General features: G+C 48.5%; 16 protein-coding genes. 9 read left to right on the plus strand and 7 right to left on the minus strand.

From position 1 onward, the window contains the following. Positions 1–5: 5 nt before the first annotated feature. From MKY35_RS08105 to MKY35_RS08120, 4 genes are read right to left on the minus strand one after another with little or no spacing between them, the layout of a single operon-like run. A complete protein-coding gene (locus MKY35_RS08105; protein ID WP_340884923.1) occupies positions 6–1,115 on the minus strand; it encodes a YheC/YheD family protein in 1,110 nt (369 codons plus the stop codon). Next, complete coding sequence (locus MKY35_RS08110) at positions 1,112–2,482, minus strand: YheC/YheD family protein (RefSeq protein WP_342446087.1); 1,371 nt, start codon at positions 2,480–2,482, stop codon at positions 1,112–1,114. Before MKY35_RS08110 ends, MKY35_RS08105 begins: the two co-directional genes overlap by 4 nt. 12 nt (positions 2,483–2,494) lie before the next feature. Further along, entirely contained in the window at positions 2,495–3,649 is a 1,155-nt protein-coding gene (locus MKY35_RS08115; protein WP_029516606.1) for a YheC/YheD family protein, read from the minus strand. 43 nt (positions 3,650–3,692) lie between these two features. After that, complete coding sequence (locus MKY35_RS08120) at positions 3,693–5,063, minus strand: YheC/YheD family protein (protein WP_029516607.1); 1,371 nt, start codon at positions 5,061–5,063, stop codon at positions 3,693–3,695. A 162-nt stretch (positions 5,064–5,225) separates the two neighbouring features. On the opposite strand from MKY35_RS08120, the gene MKY35_RS08125 reads away from it, so the two are divergent. From MKY35_RS08125 to MKY35_RS08135, 3 genes are all read left to right on the plus strand, one after another. Beyond that, positions 5,226–5,570, plus strand: a complete 345-nt coding sequence (locus MKY35_RS08125; protein WP_013309578.1) for a YlbF family regulator — start codon at positions 5,226–5,228, stop codon at positions 5,568–5,570. 72 nt (positions 5,571–5,642) lie between these two features. Then, the gene (locus MKY35_RS08130) at positions 5,643–5,927 is read left to right on the plus strand and encodes a hypothetical protein (protein ID WP_013309579.1); all 285 of its coding nucleotides are present in this window, start codon (positions 5,643–5,645) and stop codon (positions 5,925–5,927) included. Between the two features lie 199 nt (positions 5,928–6,126). Continuing rightward, complete coding sequence (locus MKY35_RS08135) at positions 6,127–7,461, plus strand: DRTGG domain-containing protein (RefSeq protein ID WP_342446625.1); 1,335 nt, start codon at positions 6,127–6,129, stop codon at positions 7,459–7,461. A 42-nt stretch (positions 7,462–7,503) separates the two neighbouring features. Here MKY35_RS08135 and MKY35_RS08140 read toward each other — a convergent pair whose 3' ends face one another. Next, positions 7,504–8,001 carry a hypothetical protein gene (locus MKY35_RS08140; RefSeq protein ID WP_165145279.1) on the minus strand — a complete coding sequence of 166 codons (498 nt, stop codon included), beginning with the start codon at positions 7,999–8,001 and terminating at the stop codon, positions 7,504–7,506. A 12-nt stretch (positions 8,002–8,013) separates the two neighbouring features. Further along, entirely contained in the window at positions 8,014–8,343 is a 330-nt protein-coding gene (locus MKY35_RS08145) for a YtrH family sporulation protein (protein ID WP_013309582.1), read from the minus strand. A gap of 137 nt (positions 8,344–8,480) precedes the next feature. Between MKY35_RS08145 and MKY35_RS08150 the strand changes: the two genes are divergently transcribed. From MKY35_RS08150 to pyk, 6 genes are all read left to right on the plus strand, one after another. After that, positions 8,481–12,158, plus strand: a complete 3,678-nt coding sequence (locus tag MKY35_RS08150; RefSeq protein WP_342446088.1) for a DNA polymerase III subunit alpha — start codon at positions 8,481–8,483, stop codon at positions 12,156–12,158. Positions 12,159–12,324: 166 nt separating this feature from the next. Further along, positions 12,325–12,822 (plus strand): phosphatidylglycerophosphatase A, encoded by a 498-nt coding sequence (locus tag MKY35_RS08155; protein ID WP_023987905.1) that lies wholly within the window; start codon positions 12,325–12,327, stop codon positions 12,820–12,822. A gap of 153 nt (positions 12,823–12,975) precedes the next feature. Further along, positions 12,976–13,164 carry a hypothetical protein gene (locus tag MKY35_RS08160; protein WP_013309585.1) on the plus strand — a complete coding sequence of 63 codons (189 nt, stop codon included), beginning with the start codon at positions 12,976–12,978 and terminating at the stop codon, positions 13,162–13,164. Positions 13,165–13,344: 180 nt separating this feature from the next. Then, positions 13,345–14,238 (plus strand): acetyl-CoA carboxylase, carboxyltransferase subunit beta, encoded by an 894-nt coding sequence (gene accD, locus MKY35_RS08165; RefSeq protein WP_029516612.1) that lies wholly within the window; start codon positions 13,345–13,347, stop codon positions 14,236–14,238. Next, entirely contained in the window at positions 14,239–15,222 is a 984-nt protein-coding gene (locus MKY35_RS08170; protein WP_039269886.1) for an acetyl-CoA carboxylase carboxyltransferase subunit alpha, read from the plus strand. A 125-nt stretch (positions 15,223–15,347) separates the two neighbouring features. Beyond that, a complete protein-coding gene (pyk, locus tag MKY35_RS08175; RefSeq protein WP_029516614.1) occupies positions 15,348–16,778 on the plus strand; it encodes a pyruvate kinase in 1,431 nt (476 codons plus the stop codon). A gap of 99 nt (positions 16,779–16,877) precedes the next feature. Here the strand turns inward: pyk and MKY35_RS08180 are convergent, their stop codons facing one another. Continuing rightward, positions 16,878–17,753, minus strand: coding sequence for a LysR family transcriptional regulator (locus MKY35_RS08180; RefSeq protein ID WP_342446089.1), 876 nt, complete (start codon positions 17,751–17,753; stop codon positions 16,878–16,880). Positions 17,754–17,899: the final 146 nt, after the last annotated feature.

The raw sequence follows: 17,899 nt of genomic DNA on the forward strand, positions 1-17,899 counted from the left end.
CTTGATCATGATTTCATTCGTCCGGCCAAAAAGGAGCTGTACTGGAATATGCGTCTAAGCGACTTTTGGCGGATTTCCGGCTCGTCAAATTTCATTGGTTTGGCATTGGCCTCAAAAAACCAGAGGGTTCCGAGCGTATCCACGCCCAGATCCATGGACATTTCGCCATGAGAAAGACCGGATGCGCGTTCAATTTGACGTGCAATCTGTATGGCCGTACTTTTAACTTTGTTCAGTAGATCCGTGCTGTCCTCAGGCCCAAACAGTGAGGACAGTAGCTTGAAAGGGTCCTCTACACTCCCGCCACGCGGGACATGTGTGGTAATGCTCCCCTTACCGGCCAGTCTGGCACCGACTCCGGTGATACTCCAGGAGCCACGGATATTTTTTTGTACCAGGATACGCAGGTCGAAGGGTTTTTTCTGATGGGTTGCCAGATCGATACCCTGTTGAATGATATAAGGTGAGTTGCCTGCTTCCCGTCGGATACGTCCCCACAGCCGGGATAGCGATACAGATCTGTAGGTTACACTTTTTTTGTCATGCTGAATGGTCAGTCTGTAAGCCATTAGATGGTCTGGGAGGAATTTAAGAATCATAATCCCCTTTCCGGCCTTACCGTTTTCCGGCTTGAGATACAGGTATGGATACGTAGACAGCATTTTTCCTAAGGAAGATAGGTTGCTTAACCGTTTGGTTGCCGGAACAAGCTGACGAGTCGTTTCTGAGGTGCGCAACCACTTGAACAGTTCCCATTTGTTAAAAAAGCCTGGATTGTACAGCTCAATGCCTGAGGCATGTGAAATTTCATCCAACTTTGTGCGCACAGAGGTTTTAAGTTCATAATTACGGTTGGGGATGCGATTATAAATGACCTGTGGAGGTGGGAAATTCTGTTCCTCCCACGTCTGTAAGCTCTTGTTGAAGACATAGCCCTTAATCGTCTCATCTGCCAGTTTCAGGTCCCTGACGGTAACAATGTACACCTGATATCCCATCCGTGTTCCCGTTTCAAGAATATCCCTGAAATTGCGCTGATTGCCCTTGAAAAATTGCCCTTCGTCGTGCACTGTCAATACAGCAACGACTGGCTTATGCTCCGCCCGGGTATTCATAGTTCCTCTTTTCTGCGGAATTTACTGAGGTAAAGACAGTGGTCCAAAATATGCTCCACGGATGCTTTACCCTCCGCACGCAACGATGGATGCTGAAAAATGGATCGGCCTGGCTTGGAGTTGGCTTCAAACATCCATACCTTTTCATCCTGATCAATGCCCAGATCAAAGCCGATTTCACCCAATAGATGCTGGTGATGGTGTTCAATGGCTTCAGCGAGCGTAACTGCTACGTTCTTGGCACGTTGAAGCACTTCACCCGCCCGGTCTCCGAATACCCGGTTCAACGCCTGTTCAGGTGTCATAAGAGAGCCGCCATTTTTGATATGGGTTGTGACACTGCCACGTCCGGCTTTTTTGGCTCCAATGCCGACGACGACCCACTGATTATTTCCATTTTTATGCATGTGAAACCGGAAATCAATCGGGCAATTGTCAATCTCGATCAGCTGGATACCCTGTTGAATGACATAACCCTTTAACATCTGTCCCTGATTGGAGTGAAGCATCCTGAGCATGGAATTAAAAGAGGCGAATTTTAGCAATACATTGCTACTTTTCTTACGGTACCTCACATAATAGCCTTGCTTGGGAACATGGGACAGACGATAGATTCCTTTACCGAGACTGCCTCCACTTGGCTTGTAATAAGCAAATTGATGTCGCTCCAGCATACCTCGGATACGTTCAGAGCTGGGATTCATATATGATTCAGGGACATAGCGGTTAACATCTGGGTTATTCTCCAGCAGATTATAGATATCGGACTTATTGAAAAAGCTCCAGTTAAAAAAGGGAATTCGTTTGCGGGAAAAGCGTTCGCGTAGTTGATTGATCGCCGGGGAAAAATCAGAGCGACGGCTCGGCAAACGGTTATAGATCACGTCCGGCAAAGGTACAAGTTTACGTGTGAATTCCCCGCTGGATGACAGAAAATAGCCGTTAATCGTATCATTTTGCCAGTTGATATCCCGAGGGGTGAAGGCAAAAATATAAGATTTTTTGCTGCCTTCCCTCAGCAGTTGCTTAATAAAGCCTGTGCGCGATCCGAAAGGGCGAGTGGTGGAGGTGGTACCGTCAGACAGCACGCCAATCAACGGCCCTAGCTGTATATCACCATCCAGATTCCGCAAATAGATGGCCCCGCTTTTGGGAACACGGATTGCATTACGTAAGCCGGAGGTCAAGTATAGATGGCGTCCCGCCTTCTGAATTGGTTTTACTGTAGCGGGAATCTGATCCTTACCGAGCCGCAGACGAACGGACTTGGCTCCGGATAATCTAAGGCTTTTCAACAAGGCAGTGGATATATACGCCACCTTGTCGGGCTGCTGTGAGAAATGCACATTGCAATGCGTTAAACTCATCTGTTTATCCTCCTATACCGTATGTTCAAGGGAGGCGCCCGCGCCCTTTGGCCCTGTCGCTTTGGAATGGGTCATTAAATATCGAGCATATTCGAGCGGGCGGTTGACCGACTGGAAAGCGCACTCCGGCTGACGGGTCTGAAAAAAGGCGGCCCGACCAGGTCGGGAATTAACCTCCAATAGCCAGATGTTCCCGCTCTGGTCAATACCATAATCAATTCCCAACTCGCCAAGGCGGCCATAACGTTCCTCCAGCGCCCTGGTAATGGTCGAGGACAGCGCCCTCATCTGCCCGATGATGAGACGCGTGGTGTCCGCGCCAAATTGTTCACGAAGGTATGGCTCAGCCGGATGGGCTTCGCCCCCACCGTGCAGATTAGAAGTCAGAGTTCCTTTTCTGCCTTCTCTTACAGCAAAGCCCGTCAGGCGCCAATGGCCGTTGCCATCCTTTTGCATGAGTGCGCGAACATCAAAGGGATGATTGCTTTGGCTTGTTAATTTCAAATAAGGCTGCACGATATAAGCGCGTTTGTGTGCAATTCCGTGGATCCATGACAATCCTGCATCCAATTCGGGAAACAAACGCCGGAACGGACGGTTACGGGAGTCTCTACCCTGTACAAGTAGTCCCTGGCCTCCTTCTGCCAGCCGGAGATATAGTGTGCTCTTGCCATGTGTTCCGGTCTGTGGCTTCATAAACAGCTCCGAATGGCGTCCTAGCCATTCCACAAGCTGGGCCGTGTCCCGGTAAGGCGCCGTAGGCGGCACAAAAGGACGTACTTTATCTACCGCATGCAAAGCGCGATACACCTGCCATTTGCCAGGTAAGTTACGCGACCAGTAGATGAGCTTGCGCGAATTTTGCTCCGCCATGTCTTCCAGTGTGCGCCTGACATTCTGGCTCTCGTGGACATGGAGACAGCGGTTATACACAATATCCGGCAACGGAAAGCGGCCGGATGTCCATACTCCGTTACGATAAACATAACCTCGTATGGAGTGATCTTCAGGTGAAACTCCTTCGACGGTAAACGCCATTACGCTAAGATCAGAGCGCCTGCCCAACAGACTTAGCCTGCGGCAAAAATCGGCTTCGGTAATAGGGGGAGTGGCGGCCTGATTCCGGCTAACAAGCACGCCCAGCGTGCCTGGCACAACAAGAGACACCGACAACAGCTCCTTTGGCAGCCAGACTCTGGAAGAGATGAATTCATTTGAAGCCGGCTGAATAACAGCAGTATTCAATCATTTTTTTAACGGACGGGCGAGTTTTCTGATCATTTAACGGCGTGTTGTCATTCTTCGATGGCTTCGAATTGACCTCCAGCAACCAGATGCGCCCCGTGCTGTCTATTGCCAGATCAATACCAAATTCTGCGAAATGGGCGGGAATTGCTTTTTCTACTCCGCTTGCGATATCCAGTGCTGCTGTTTTGAGAGAGGTATGCCCATTCGATTTAACGGTTGCGGGCAGCGTGGTCTTGGCAAGTGCTTCCTTGACAGTACTCAGCGTGCCGCCTCTTGCCAGATTGGACACAAAGTGGCTTCCTCCGGCGATCCGGGCGACAATGGATGTTACGGTCCAGGTTCCGGACGAATTTTTCTGTACAAGCGCACGAAAGTCGACCGGACGCTTACCGTGATCAATCAAGGTAAGTCCCTGTTGGAGTTGAAAGCGTGTTGTTTTCATTTTTCCCGCTAAGCTTTTGTACAGCTTATCGACGTTGGCATACGTTTGCTTGCGGGGTGTGCCTGCTGTTGTGGATAGCACCGAAAAGGTGCCATCGGTTTGCTTGTTAATGCGCATTATGCCTTTACCCAGGCTTCCGCGCACTGGCTTGAGAAAAACAGCGGGATACTGGTTGCACATTTTTTTGAAAACAACAAAGGTTTGCAGCAAGTGGGACTCGGGTAAATACTTGCGCAGGGAAGAATTTGATTTAAGCGCATCAAATACTTCATTCTTATCCAAAAACTTTTCGTTAAAAATGGTCGTGCCGTACTGCGATTTTACTTCTTTCATGAAATGCTGTACGCTAGTTCTGTTCTCGAGTTTACGGGAGGTAAGACGATTATTGACGACATCGCCGGCGGGCATGACCGTCTTTTTCCAGCCTCCGTCATACACCCATCCCTGAACTCGCCCGGGCTGACTTCCGATATGCTCCGGGGTGAAGAAATACACATATGCTCCTTGTCTGCGGCATTCCCCGACTAGTTCACGGCAGAACAGGGTGATCGACCCGAAAGGCTTGTCGGGCTGTTCGGGATAGTCCCGACTGACCAGCACGCTAATAAGTGGGCCCACTCGAAGTGTCCGGCGACCTCGGCTGTAGGTTACTCGCAGATCACAATTGGCATGAAGCCCCATTTTTCGGGCTAGCACGCTTCCCACACGTAGGCCGCTATAGCGGGGCACCGATATGACGGTAACCTCTTGGCGGAACGAACCGAAGGCGAGCTGAACGGGGTGGCCAGCGGATATTTTCCATTTGCGAAGCAAGGACTCGCCGACCATGAGTACGTCATCCTGCAAGATGCCCGATCCGATGATTTGAATCGTTGTTTTTTTGATGGACATCGTGGATCTCCTTCCGGGCAGCAACTTGATGTCTTGAAAGTAACGGGAAACGTGAATGGGCTGTAATAGCACTGATTCATCATATGAGGACATATATCCCTTGGTGATTGACGGACAATGTGAAATGTTGACACTAAACTTGTATTGGAGGAATAAACAATCATGAACATCTACGACAAAGCCCATGATTTAGCGAAAGCATTGAAGGAAAGCAAAGAGGTAGAGGAAATTACGTCAGCGATGAAGCTGATCGAAACCGATCCAGAAGCCAAGAAAATGCTCGACGATTTCCGTGAACGCCAAATGGAAGTACAACAACGCATGATGAGCGGCGATATGCCAGCACAGGAAGAGATGGAAAAGATGGAGAAGCTGTTCGAGGTGTTAAGTTTGAATCTCAACATCCGTCGCCTGTTCGACGCTGAACGTCGCCTGAGCGTGATTATTGAGGACGTTAACAAAATTATTGCAGACAGCCTTCAAGATTTGTACGGTTCATCTCTGTAAGTTTGTCTCATATTCCTTCCTGTCCTCTCATAGACTAGATACATAGAGTCACAGGGAGAGGAAGGGATACGATTGGGTTCTTTTAAAAAATGGAAACATGGTTTGTATACACTGATTGCGCTGGCTATGGTCTTGGTCGCGTTACCACGCATCTCGCTTGCAGGCGGTTTGAACTGGGTCAACGGCTTTGGGATAGTATGGGTACTTTTTGCGCTGCTAGTCATCGGAGCGAACATGCATTTTTTGCTGGGTGTAGATGAGGAAAAGCGCAAAACGCTGGAGCGTGTACGGCGGGCCAAAATGCAGCAGTGGCAGATGAAATGGGATAAAAAAGCTGACAAAGGCAGTATGCAGTGAGTTTTTTTTCAGCTTGTCTTGGGCTGGCCTCCCAGATTACAAATCAATCATAGTAAGAAGCGGTCCTTGTAAAGAGGGGATCGCTTTTTTGCTATTTCCGAAGCAGAGAACTCAAAATGAACAAAGGTCTAAAATAAAGGGTTTTTGTGCTATAATAGATACAGAATGATACAGATTGAACGTTGGGGGTGTAACAGAGTTGGACGGGCTAGATGAAACAGTTACGAAGCATGAGCAGCTATTGCGACATATCGAGCAGTTGAAAATAGGCTCCAAAATTTCTGTGCGCAGGTTGGCTAAAGAAATGAGCGTCAGCGAAGGAACGGCCTATCGGGCCGTGAAGGAAGCTGAAAACCTAGGAATTGTCATTACCAAGGAACGGATCGGAACAGTACGAGTGGAGAAGCGCCCGCGCGGCTTGTCCGAGCAGCTGACCTTTGCAGATGTCGTGAATATTGTAGAGGGACATGTGCTGGGCGGAAGTGAGGGGCTGGAGAAGCCTTTGCACAAGTATGTGATCGGAGCGATGCGCGAGGAAGCTATGGCTCGTTATATTGACGCAGGTAGTTTGCTGATCGTAGGTAACCGTGAGGATGCGCATTCACTTGCATTGGAGCAGGGGGCAGGTGTGCTTATTACAGGGGGCTTCGGTACGAGCCGAGAGGTTAAGCAGCTCGCAGACAAGATCAGTCTGCCGATTATTTCCTCACGCCATGATACTTTTACAGTGGCATCTATGATTAATAGAGCCATATTTGACCGCTTGATCAAAAAGAAAATTATGCTGATTGAAGATATTGCGGCAGGCAAACCGAAAACGTTGACTTTGAAAATCAACAGCACACTTACCGAGTTTGAAGAACTTTCGGTGACGACCGGACATCATCATTTTGCAATCGTGGATGAATGGAATCGTTTAATTGGTATCGTCAGCCGCAAAGATGTGGAGGGGCTTCAACCTGAGCATACGATGGATAAATGTCTGATCCGCAATCCGATAACGGTCACCTACCAGACCTCGCTGGCTTCAGCCGCGCAAATGATGGCGTGGGAAGGTGTGGATTATTTGCCGGTCGTGGACCGCAATCGCAAGCTGCTCGGGTCCGTTACACGGCGTGAGGTGCTGGAGGCGCTGCGTAACGCCCAAAAGCAGCCGCAACTTGGCGAGACGTTCGACCAGCTGATCTGGAACGGGTTTGCTGAGGAGCGTAATGAGGACGGATCGTTATTTTTTCGCGGGTTTATCATTCCGCAAATGGCGACCAATTTAGGTACGATCTCGGAAGGCGTACTGGTCAACGTGATGACACAAGCGGGCTACCGGGCAGCTAGAGACAAGAGCGGCAAGGATTATGTGCTGGACAATTTGACGACATATTTTATTAGACCCGTACAGATAGAAGATGCTGTCGTTCTTCGTCCGATGCTGCTCGAGATGAGTCGCCGCACCTGCAAGCTAGAAATTGCAATTTCACGGGAAAATCATTTGGTATGCAAAGCAGTGATGACGCTTCATTCCATTGAACATGGTTAGTCTACAATGGATCGGAGTAAGGTGTGAAGTCGAATAGATCGACTAGTGGCTTTCAGGCAATCTTTCTTTTGCTTCCAGCCAAATTTGCAGCACGCCTTCCATTACAAGCATCGTTTTGACCTGGATCGTATACTCCTTGTCACGAACGGTGTATTTTTTTTGGTGCAGCAACATACGTACCAGCTTGCTGTCAGAGTCAATCTCGAACATATCTCTGCCACGCAGCACCTCCAGATCACGACTGACACGGCGAAGAAGTTCCTTCAGGTTGATAGGATCAATTTTTTCGGCCGAAGCTTCCTCCGCGATCAGCTTGATTTCTTTGACAACGGTTTGGCGCTTGCTGTATTTGCGCAATGTTTTGTTGTCCTCCTCGGCTTGCTGGAGCTGGAATTGAAGATCCTGGTTGTTCGTCCATAGCTGATTGAAGCTGGCATGCCAGATGACGTTGTAGATCATGCCTCCCGTAATCATACCGAGTACAAAGACGGAGGACAATTGCATAAAAGGACGCAGGCGCTCAAAAGGGGGAACTCTCATAGTCGTTTCACCTCACGGTCGTCCGTTGCCGCATACCCACTTGACCAGCTCTGCACCCATATGAGCGCCTAAAAAGGCGAAAATCAAATACAATATCTGCTTAATGGCAGGTGACAAATTACCATCCAACATATTGCTTTCAATGACCCGGATCGGGTCCATCGTTCCCCCCACAGCGGCAGCAAGCGCCCATATTTTAATTCTTCCGGCAACCTCTAGCATCGTCTGGGTGGGCGGCTGAAGCGATACCACAGCTCCCATTCCGCCGAGCATGGCTCCACCGAGCACGATGCCGAAGGCAATGAAGAAGTCGAGAATCGCTTTGGATATAAAAGTGCTCATGCTCTTTTCCTCCTTAGGTATACGAATCAAGACCGCGCTTGTCCGCCGAGGTCTGTACTTTTATTCTATGGGCGCTACTAACGCGGATATGATAAAATAGTTTGAAGAAAATCAAGCGGTGAAAGGAAGAGAAGCGCATGAGTTCATTTGTGCATTTGCATGTTCATAGCGAGTACAGCCTGCTGGACGGCGCGGCTCGTACCGCGGAGTTGGTCAAACAGGCATCAGCTTACGGAATGAAGGCGCTGGCCCTTACAGATCACGGGGTCATGTACGGTGCCATTCCTTTTTATAGAGCGTGTGTAGAGAACGGCATTAAGCCGATTATTGGGTGTGAGGCCTATATGACGGCAGGATCGCGCAAGGAGCGTGGCAGCCGCAAGGATCAGCCCATATATCATTTAATTTTGCTCGCCAAAAATAAAACAGGCTATCAAAATCTGATGAAGCTGTGCTCCATCGGCCATTTGGAGGGCTTTCACTATAAGCCGCGCATCGACATGGAGGCTTTGGCTGCCCATCACGAAGGCATCATATGCCTGAGCGCTTGTTTGGGCGGTGAAGTGCCGCAGCATTTACTGCATGGTCGGGAAGCCGAGGCACGACGAGCAGCGGAACGATATCGTAACATTTTTGGCGATGATTTTTATCTGGAACTCCAGGATCATGGTCTTTCGGAGCAAAAACGTGTAAATCCTCTCTTGATCGCACTGGCGAAGGAACTGGATATTCCACTGGTCGCGACGAATGACGTGCATTACTTGACTGAGCCAGACGCGGACGTGCAGGATGTTCTGATCTGTATCGGGACAGGAAAGACAGTTGACGATGAGGAGCGTTTGCGTATACCAACACGTCAGTTGTATCTGAAAAGTCAGGAGGATATGGCTCGTTTATTCCCGCATGTGGCAGAAGCCATCGCCAACACGGTGCGTATTGCTGAAAAATGCGAACTGGAGCTGGAATTCGGTCAATCCATTTTACCTGAATATCGCCCGCTACCGGAAGGAATGACCTCTTCGTCCTATTTACGCAATCTGTGCGTGCAAGGGCTGGAGCGTCGCTATGGAAGCGATTCCGGATGGGAGCAGCCGGAGGAACGGGAAAGGCTGAACCAACGGCTAAACTATGAGTTGAATACCATTGACAGTATGGGTTTCAGCGATTATTTCCTGATTGTATGGGATTTTATTGCTTTTGCTCATAAGCATAAGATTGCAACGGGACCGGGACGTGGTTCCTCAGCAGGCAGTTTGGTTGCCTATGTGCTTAACATCACGAATGTCGATCCGATGAAATACAACCTTCTCTTTGAACGATTTCTGAATCCTGAACGAATTAGTATGCCAGATATAGATATTGACTTTAGTGATGAGCGGCGTGACGAGGTTATCGACTATGTAGTACAGAAGTACGGAAATGAGCATGTAGCGCAAATTATTACCTTTGGAACGCTGGCGGCAAGAGCCGCTGTCCGTGACGTCGGTCGTGTATTGAACGTGCCATATGGCGAGGTGGACAAGGCAGCCAAGCTGATTCCGGCGCAGCTAGGCATTAATATCCGTCATGCGCTGGAAATTACCCCGGAGCTGAAAACGCTATATGAAACGAAGCCCAAGACACGTGAACTGTTGGATATGGCGATCAAGGTTGAAGGAATGCCTCGTCATGCTTCAACACATGCAGCGGGTGTTGTCATTTCGCGGACTCCATTGACCGATGCGGTTCCGCTTCAAGAGGGGAGCGAAGGAGTACCTTTGACGCAGTACTCGATGGAAATTCTAGAGCGCATTGGTTTGCTTAAAATGGATTTCCTTGGGCTGCGTACGCTCTCCATTATTGAACGGTGCATACACTGGATTGCGGAAGAGCATGGAGAAACGCCTGATTTTAGCCGTATTCCCGATAACGATCCGCATACCTATGACTTGTTGGGCAAAGGAGATACAGGAGGCGTATTCCAGCTGGAGTCAGCCGGTGTACGCCGGGTACTCAAGGATTTGAAGCCGAGTGTATTTGAGGATATCATTTCTGTCCTGGCTTTGTATCGTCCGGGCCCGATGGGTTTTATTCCTAACTTTATACAGGCCAAGCATGGTCAGATTGAGATTTCTTATCCGCATCCTGACTTGGAACCGATCTTAAAGGATACGTACGGTATTATTGTGTATCAGGAGCAAATCATGCAGATTGCTTCGCGCATGGCGGGCTTTTCCCTGGGAGAAGCCGATCTGTTGCGCCGGGCTGTGTCCAAGAAAAAGCGCGAAGTGCTGGATCTGGAGCGCGGACATTTTGTTGAAGGCAGTATGAAGCAGGGATACACGGAGGAGGAGGCCGGCAGGGTTTACGATATGATTGTTCGTTTTGCTGACTACGGCTTCCCGCGTGCTCATGCAGCTGCTTATGGTGTGCTAGCATTTCAGACGGCTTATCTAAAGGCACATTATCCAGTACAATTCATGGCTTCAATGCTGACGGCGGTGATGGGAAGTCATCGGAAAGTGGCTGAATATGTCGTCGAATGCCGTCGTATGGATATCGCAGTGTTGCCACCTGATGTGAATGAAAGCGGGGTGCTGTTTACTCCATTACAGCAAGGAGGCATCCGCTTCGGCCTAGCTGCAATTAAAAATGTTGGCACACAGGCGATGGAGAGTATTCTCGCTGTTCGTAAGGAACGGCCTTTCGACAGCCTGCTCGATTTTTGTCGACGTGTCGATTTGCGAGTATGTAATAAGAGAGTAATTGAATCGCTTATTCAGGCAGGGGCCTTTGACTCATTGACGGGTCATCGGGCACAGTTACTTGCCATGCTGGATGAAACGGTGGATGCAGCCGTCAAGTGGCGCAAGGAACGGGATGACTTGCAAATTGATATGTTTGGTTTTGTGGAAATGCCCAATTGGGATATCGAATATCCCAATGTACCCAAATTCAGTGCCAGCCAGCAGTTAGAACTGGAACGTGAACTGCTGGGACTGTATTTATCCGGGCATCCGTTGGATGATTTTGAGTCGCTGTTGGAAAGCAGCGAGGCGGATCGTCTGATGGAGCTGGGCGATGTCCCAGATGAAACGGTTGTTGTGACCGCAGGCATGGTAGTGTCACTCAAAACGATTACGACCAAGCAGGGTAAGGCTATGGCCTTCATTGAGCTGGAGGATCAGATTGAGCGCTGTGAGGTTGTGCTGTTTCCTGAGGTATGGAAGCGAAGCCAGCAGTGGATTGAAAAGGGAGCTTTGCTTACGCTTCGAGCCAAGATGCAGCAGCAGGATGAGCACTTCAAGCTCCTTGCGGATGAGGTCGCCCCGCTAGCGGAAGACTCGCTGGCACGGCTCCTCCAGCGCCGACGTGCCAGTACGCGCTCGTCCGCAGCAGCTGGAGCATCCGTACCAGCTGCTGGTTCTGCTGCTGGCGGCCCGGGCGGGAGCGCGTCGCGTGTGTCGTCCCCGCCTTCGGCAGCCACTGCATCTGCTTCGCCTCAAACGATGGCGGCTCGCCCCGTGGCGGCGGCTTCACCGCGCGGAGTCGAAGCGGCTCACGGTGAACAGGTGCCGGTCCCGCGCAGCGCGGAGCCGACCACTCGTCAGCGGGTGTTTGTCAAAATCACCCGCCAGGCTGAGGAAGACGCCAGCTTGTTGGTCAGTCTCAAGGCGCTGCTACAGGAGCATCCCGGTGCTATGCCTACCGTACTTTTTTATGAGAGCAACCAGCGTCTGCTGGCGTTGAGCGATGCTTACAGCATTAAGCCCTCTCCTCAGCTTTTTGATCAAATGGAGTCGATGTTGGGTGAAGGCACGGTGAAAGTCAAATAATAGGTACACAGTAACCCGCCCTTATTGTAACGGTTTAATGAACATTTTCCTTCCCTCCCGCATACACTTGGAAAACTGGCGGAACAGGGGTTCAACACGTACCCTGCACCATAAGGTCCCGCACGGTGAAAGAATAGAACTGCACGGTGAAAGCGGGAGGGAAATTATGTCCTATGAATATGCAGAAACTTTGCTAAATCGCAGAGGCATTCGTATCGAGTCCATTGCGGACATTGTTTTTCAGCTTCAGCTAAAATATTATCCTCATTTGACGATGGAAGAATGTATAGACAGTGTCAAAGCCGTTTTGCAAAAGCGCGAGGTTCAATATACGTTGCTCACAGGCATTGCGCTTGATGAATTGGCTGAAAAAAAACTTCTCCCTCAGCCGCTGCAAGCCATTATGGAGGCAGACGAACCGCTGTACGGAGTGGACGAGACACTAGCTCTTGGAATTACGAGTGTGTACGGCATGATTGGCTTAACCAGTTTTGGTTATCTGGATAAGGAAAAGACGGGGATTATCGAACAGCTGAACCAAAAAGGCAGTGGTATTCATGTGTTTTTAGACGATCTTGTCGCCGGACTGGCTGCCGCTGCTTCTTCGCGAATTGCACATCGGAGTCTCCATGCCAAGCATTATCCTGCATCATTGGACGCTTAGTTGACCTGTGTAAACAGAGTTGATGATTTTCTAGGCCCTCCGACGGAACTTAAATGATCAGGAGGGCTTTTGTTGCGGGAAAAAAGTAAGGTATGTTATCATGAGTCTATTATATGGGCTCAAAACTTGAGGCTTAGGGGGTAGAAACAAGGCATGTGGACGGTGATTTATATTGCACCGACGGCCAGACTGGCTGACATGATTAAGCTCAAACTGTCTGAAGAAGGTTTTATGGTGCAGGCCCGGGCCATCAGCGCATCCAAGCAACAGTTTGAGATACTTGTGCCTTCGGGTGAAGTCGAAGAAATTCAGGAAGTGCTTAATTCGATTTTGCGCCCTTGAGTCCGGAACGGCGGAAGTGATACAGCAGCATGGGTGGAACAAAGGATGCACGATCGGCGGTAATGTTTTAGGAACAGGCGTTGACGTGTGTATGAACATAATGCTTAGAGGTGCCGCATAGACGGTAGAGGACCTTGTATCGGTTACGGCTGACAAATAAACGGCTGGAGAGGTGTAGTTGTGTTTAAAGATTTATTCCAAAAGAAGCGTAAATACGCGACCATCCCTTCGGAACGGGCGCTGAGCGGCGATCAAGCGGACATGCCGGATCGTCCCAAACGGGAAATTCCCGAAGGTCTTATGACCAAATGTGGCAAGTGCGGAAGTATTCAATACAGCAAAGAACTAGAGAAAAATTTGAAAGTGTGTCCGGTGTGCGGATACCATATGCGTTTGAATGCAATGGATCGCATTCGCATGGTGCTCGACGAAGACACGTTTACGGAATATGATGCCGATATGATTTCGGTTGACCCGCTGGACTTTCCGGGATATGCGAGCAAGCTGGAGCAACAGACCCTGAAATCTGGCTTGCGAGAGGCTGTCGTTACGGGCGACGGCCTTATTTATGGACATCCTGTTGTCGTTGCTGTGATGAGCTTTGACTTCTTTACAGGTAGTATGGGTTCGGTCGTAGGAGAGAAAATTACGCGCGCCATTGAGCAAGCAATAGACAAGCGTCTGCCGCTAATAATTTTCTCAACTTCCGGCGGAGCACGTATGCAGGAAAGTATTTTAAGCTTGATGCAGATGGCAAAAACAAGTGCTGCTCTTGCTCGTCTGGATGAGCAGGGATTGCTCTATATTTCTGTTATCACCGACCCGACTACAGGTGGAGTATCCGCCAGCTTTGCTACGCTTGGAGATATTAATATCGCAGAGCCAGGAGCTGTATTCGGTTTTGCAGGGCGTATTGTAATTGAACAGACAATCAGACAGAAGCTGCCGGATGATTTTCAAACTTCTGAATTTAATTTGCAGCACGGACAATTGGATATGGTTGTACATCGCAAGGAACTGCGCGATACCCTTGGGCAACTGCTTGATCTACACAGTGTGAAAGGGGAGGAATAGATGGCTGGCGAATTGCCTTATGAAAAGCCCCTGGTCGAGATGCGACAGAAGATCGAAGAACTCAAGCAATTCGGACAGGATAAGCAAATTGATTTTACAGATGAAATCAACCGTCTCGAGGAACGTTATCTCGAGATGGAAGAAGAAATATATTCGAACATTACAGCACCACAAAAAATGCATTTGGCTCGTCATCATCAAAGACCAACATCTCTTGATCTGATAGAGCAGGTGTTTACGGATTTTATTGAATTACACGGCGACCGCTTGTTTGGAGATGATTTGGCGGTTGTAGGCGGGATTGCCAAGCTGAATGGTATTCCGGTGACCGTCATTGGCCAGCAGCGTGGTAAGGATACGAAAGATAACATTGCACGTTTTTTTGGTAGTGCCCATCCGGAAGGATTCCGTAAAGGCTTGCGTCTGATGCAGCAGGCTGAGAAATTTAAACGCCCTATTATTACATTCATTGATACGAAGGGCGCTTATCCGGGTAATACAGCAGAGGAGAGAGGTCAATCGGAAGCGATTGCCCGCAACTTGCGGGAGATGGCAAAGCTTTCGGTGCCTGTTATTTGTGTGGTCATCGGCGAGGGTGGAAGCGGCGGTGCGCTTGCGTTTGCAGTCGGTAACCGTGTGCTGATGCTGGAACATGCCATTTATTCGGCCATTTCTCCAAACGGTGCAGCTTCGATTCTATGGAAAGATGCTTCCAAGGCCGATCAGGCAGCTGAAGCCATGAAGATTACGGCTAATGACCTCCTGCGCATGGAAATTATCGAGGATATTGTGCCGGAGCCGAAAGGGGGCGCGCATCGTAACTATGAAGTGACCGCTGCCGCAATCAAGGAGCTATTGGAACGTCATTTGGCGGAACTTACCAATATGAGCTGCGATGAATTGAGGGAAGATCGGTATCAGAAATTCCGAAAAATAGGTCAATACACCTTCTTGAAGTCTTCGGAAACTGAACCTATGTTGTAATACGCTGTAAACGGGTAACAATAAATATGACGAACTTCCTATACAAATAGGAAAAAGTGTAGTAGATTTAATTGTTGGAAAAAGATATAAAGAGTAGCACCTTTGAAAACGGAGGAAAAACCCAAATGCGCAAAACTAAGATTGTATGTACCATCGGTCCTTCCAGTGAGTCATTGGAAAATGTGAAGAAACTGATTTTGGCTGGTATGAACGTAGCCCGCCTGAATTTCTCTCACGGTGATTTCGAGGAGCATGGCAACCGGATTAAAAACATCCGTCAAGCTTGTAAGGAGCTTAACAAAAATGTTGCTATTTTGCTCGATACGAAGGGGCCGGAAATCCGGACAGGAAAGCTCGAAGTTGAACCTATAGAGCTTGTTCAGGACGAGTTCATTACGCTGACAACGGAAGAAATTCTCGGTACGCAAGATCGTATTTCTATTACGTACAAAGATCTTCCCTCGGACGTGGAGCCCGGCTCCACCATTCTGATCGACGATGGTCTGATCGGACTCACCGTTATTGAAGTATCAGGCACTGAAATCAAATGCCGCATTGTCAATGGCGGAACGATCAAAAGCAAGAAGGGCGTTAACGTTCCAGGCGTTGCAATTTCTTTGCCTGGTATTACGGAGAAAGATGCTAATGATATCATTTTCGGTATTGAGCAGGACATTGATTTCATCGCGGCTTCTTTTGTTCGTAAAGCAAGTGATGTACTGGAAATTCGTGAATTGCTGGCGAAACACAACGCAAGTCATATTCAAATCATTTCCAAAATCGAAAATCAGCAAGGTGTGGACAACCTGGACGAAATTTTGGAAGCTTCGGATGGCCTGATGGTTGCCCGTGGTGACCTTGGTGTGGAAATTCCTGCTGAAGAAGTGCCTCTGGCGCAAAAATTGATGATTAACAAATGTAATGTAGCTGGCAAGCCTGTTATTACGGCAACACAAATGCTGGATTCCATGCAACGTAACCCGCGTCCGACTCGTGCGGAAGCAAGTGACGTGGCGAATGCTATTTTTGACGGAACAGACGCAATTATGCTGTCCGGCGAAACAGCTGCGGGTAAATATCCAGTAGAATCCGTATTGACAATGTCACGTATTGCAGAAAAAGCTGAGTCCTCTCTGAACTACCGTGATTTGTTCAAAAAACAAAGAACGGCTCAAGAAATTAGTATCACAGAAGCAATCAGCCAATCCGTTTCTATTTCTGCACTTGACCTGCATGCTAAAGCGATTCTGACGTCCACACAAAGCGGAACAACGGCGCGTATGATTTCTAAATATCGTCCAGAAGCTCCGATTGTTGCTGTGACAACACAGGAAAGAACAGTTCGCCGTTTGGCTCTGATCTGGGGCGTACATGCAGTACAAGGCAGACCAATCGTTGACACAACAGACAGTCTGTTTGACAACGCGCTGGAAGGTGGTCGCAAATCTGGCCTCGTTAAAGAGGGCGATTTGGTTGTGATTACTGCGGGCGTACCTCTTGGTGATTCCGGTTCTACGAACCTGATCAAAATTAGCTGCGTTCCAGCACAAGCGTAATTAAAGCCTCCGTGAAATAATACCGAGGCTGTATGTATCGTTACAACAAGCAAAAGAGCATTCAAGTCAATAAGACTTGGATGCTCTTTTTTATGTTCTCTAGCTTTTTATTTCTAGTCCTTCTTGTCGTATGAAATCAAGGAATGCCTGTTGCATCAAGTTCATGTGTGTATCTTGTTGATACACGATGTTTATTTGATAATCAGCCTCGGGATAAGGAAGCCATTCCACCGAGGGAACAGCATTTTCATGATTATCGACTCCGCTTGCAGGAAAGAAGGCAAGCGCCTCTCCGCCGCTTACGACTTGCTTTACCGCTTCCCAAGAGTTGATTTCCAGATGAGGCTTAACTAGCGAGGAGTACAGATCTACAACGGATGAACCGCTATATTTTACCCATGTGTGCTTGTCCAGCATATCGGTTCCATCGAACTCCTCTAATTTGACTTCAGGTGCACGTACAGAACGGATAACTCCTACTTGATCTGAAGCCACTGGCTCTGCCACCGTATACTCCGGAAGAGATCCTCTATCGTCGAGAAAAGCAAAATCAATTTCCCTCTGTTTCAGTAGCTGCTTAATTGCATCCGGGGATTGAATCTCCAACTGGATACGACAATCTGGATACCGCTCAGCAAACTTAGCCATCAAAGTGGGGAGGAGATACGTACCTGATATCGACTCTGCACTCAGATGTAATTGCGCCTGTGACTCTTCTGTCAGTTCATCTACAGCTTGTCTAGCTTCTTGCTCCAGAGAGATGATCTGCTTTGCGTAAGGTAATAATTTTTTTCCAGCTTCCGTTAGCATAATCCTGCCTTGTTGAAGAGAGAATAAGGAAACACCCATTTCCTTTTCCAAGCTTTTCATATGAAAGCTGACGGTAGGTTGTTTGACTTGCAAAGCTTCGGCCACATCCGTCGCCTTATGGAATTTGTCGATCAGCATCAAAATACGCAATTTTAGAATATTCATGGAATCCAACAGTTCTCCTTATATGTCATTCATATGTGAATTTCAAACTATAGATTAATTATATACCGAAAAATAATTTATCTATCAATATTTTATATTTGTTTTACAAAACCACGTCGTTCGTCTAACATTCCAGGCCTACAATG

The organism is Paenibacillus sp. FSL L8-0638 (assembly GCF_038593075.1).
GTDB lineage: Bacteria > Bacillota > Bacilli > Paenibacillales > Paenibacillaceae > Paenibacillus > Paenibacillus polymyxa_D.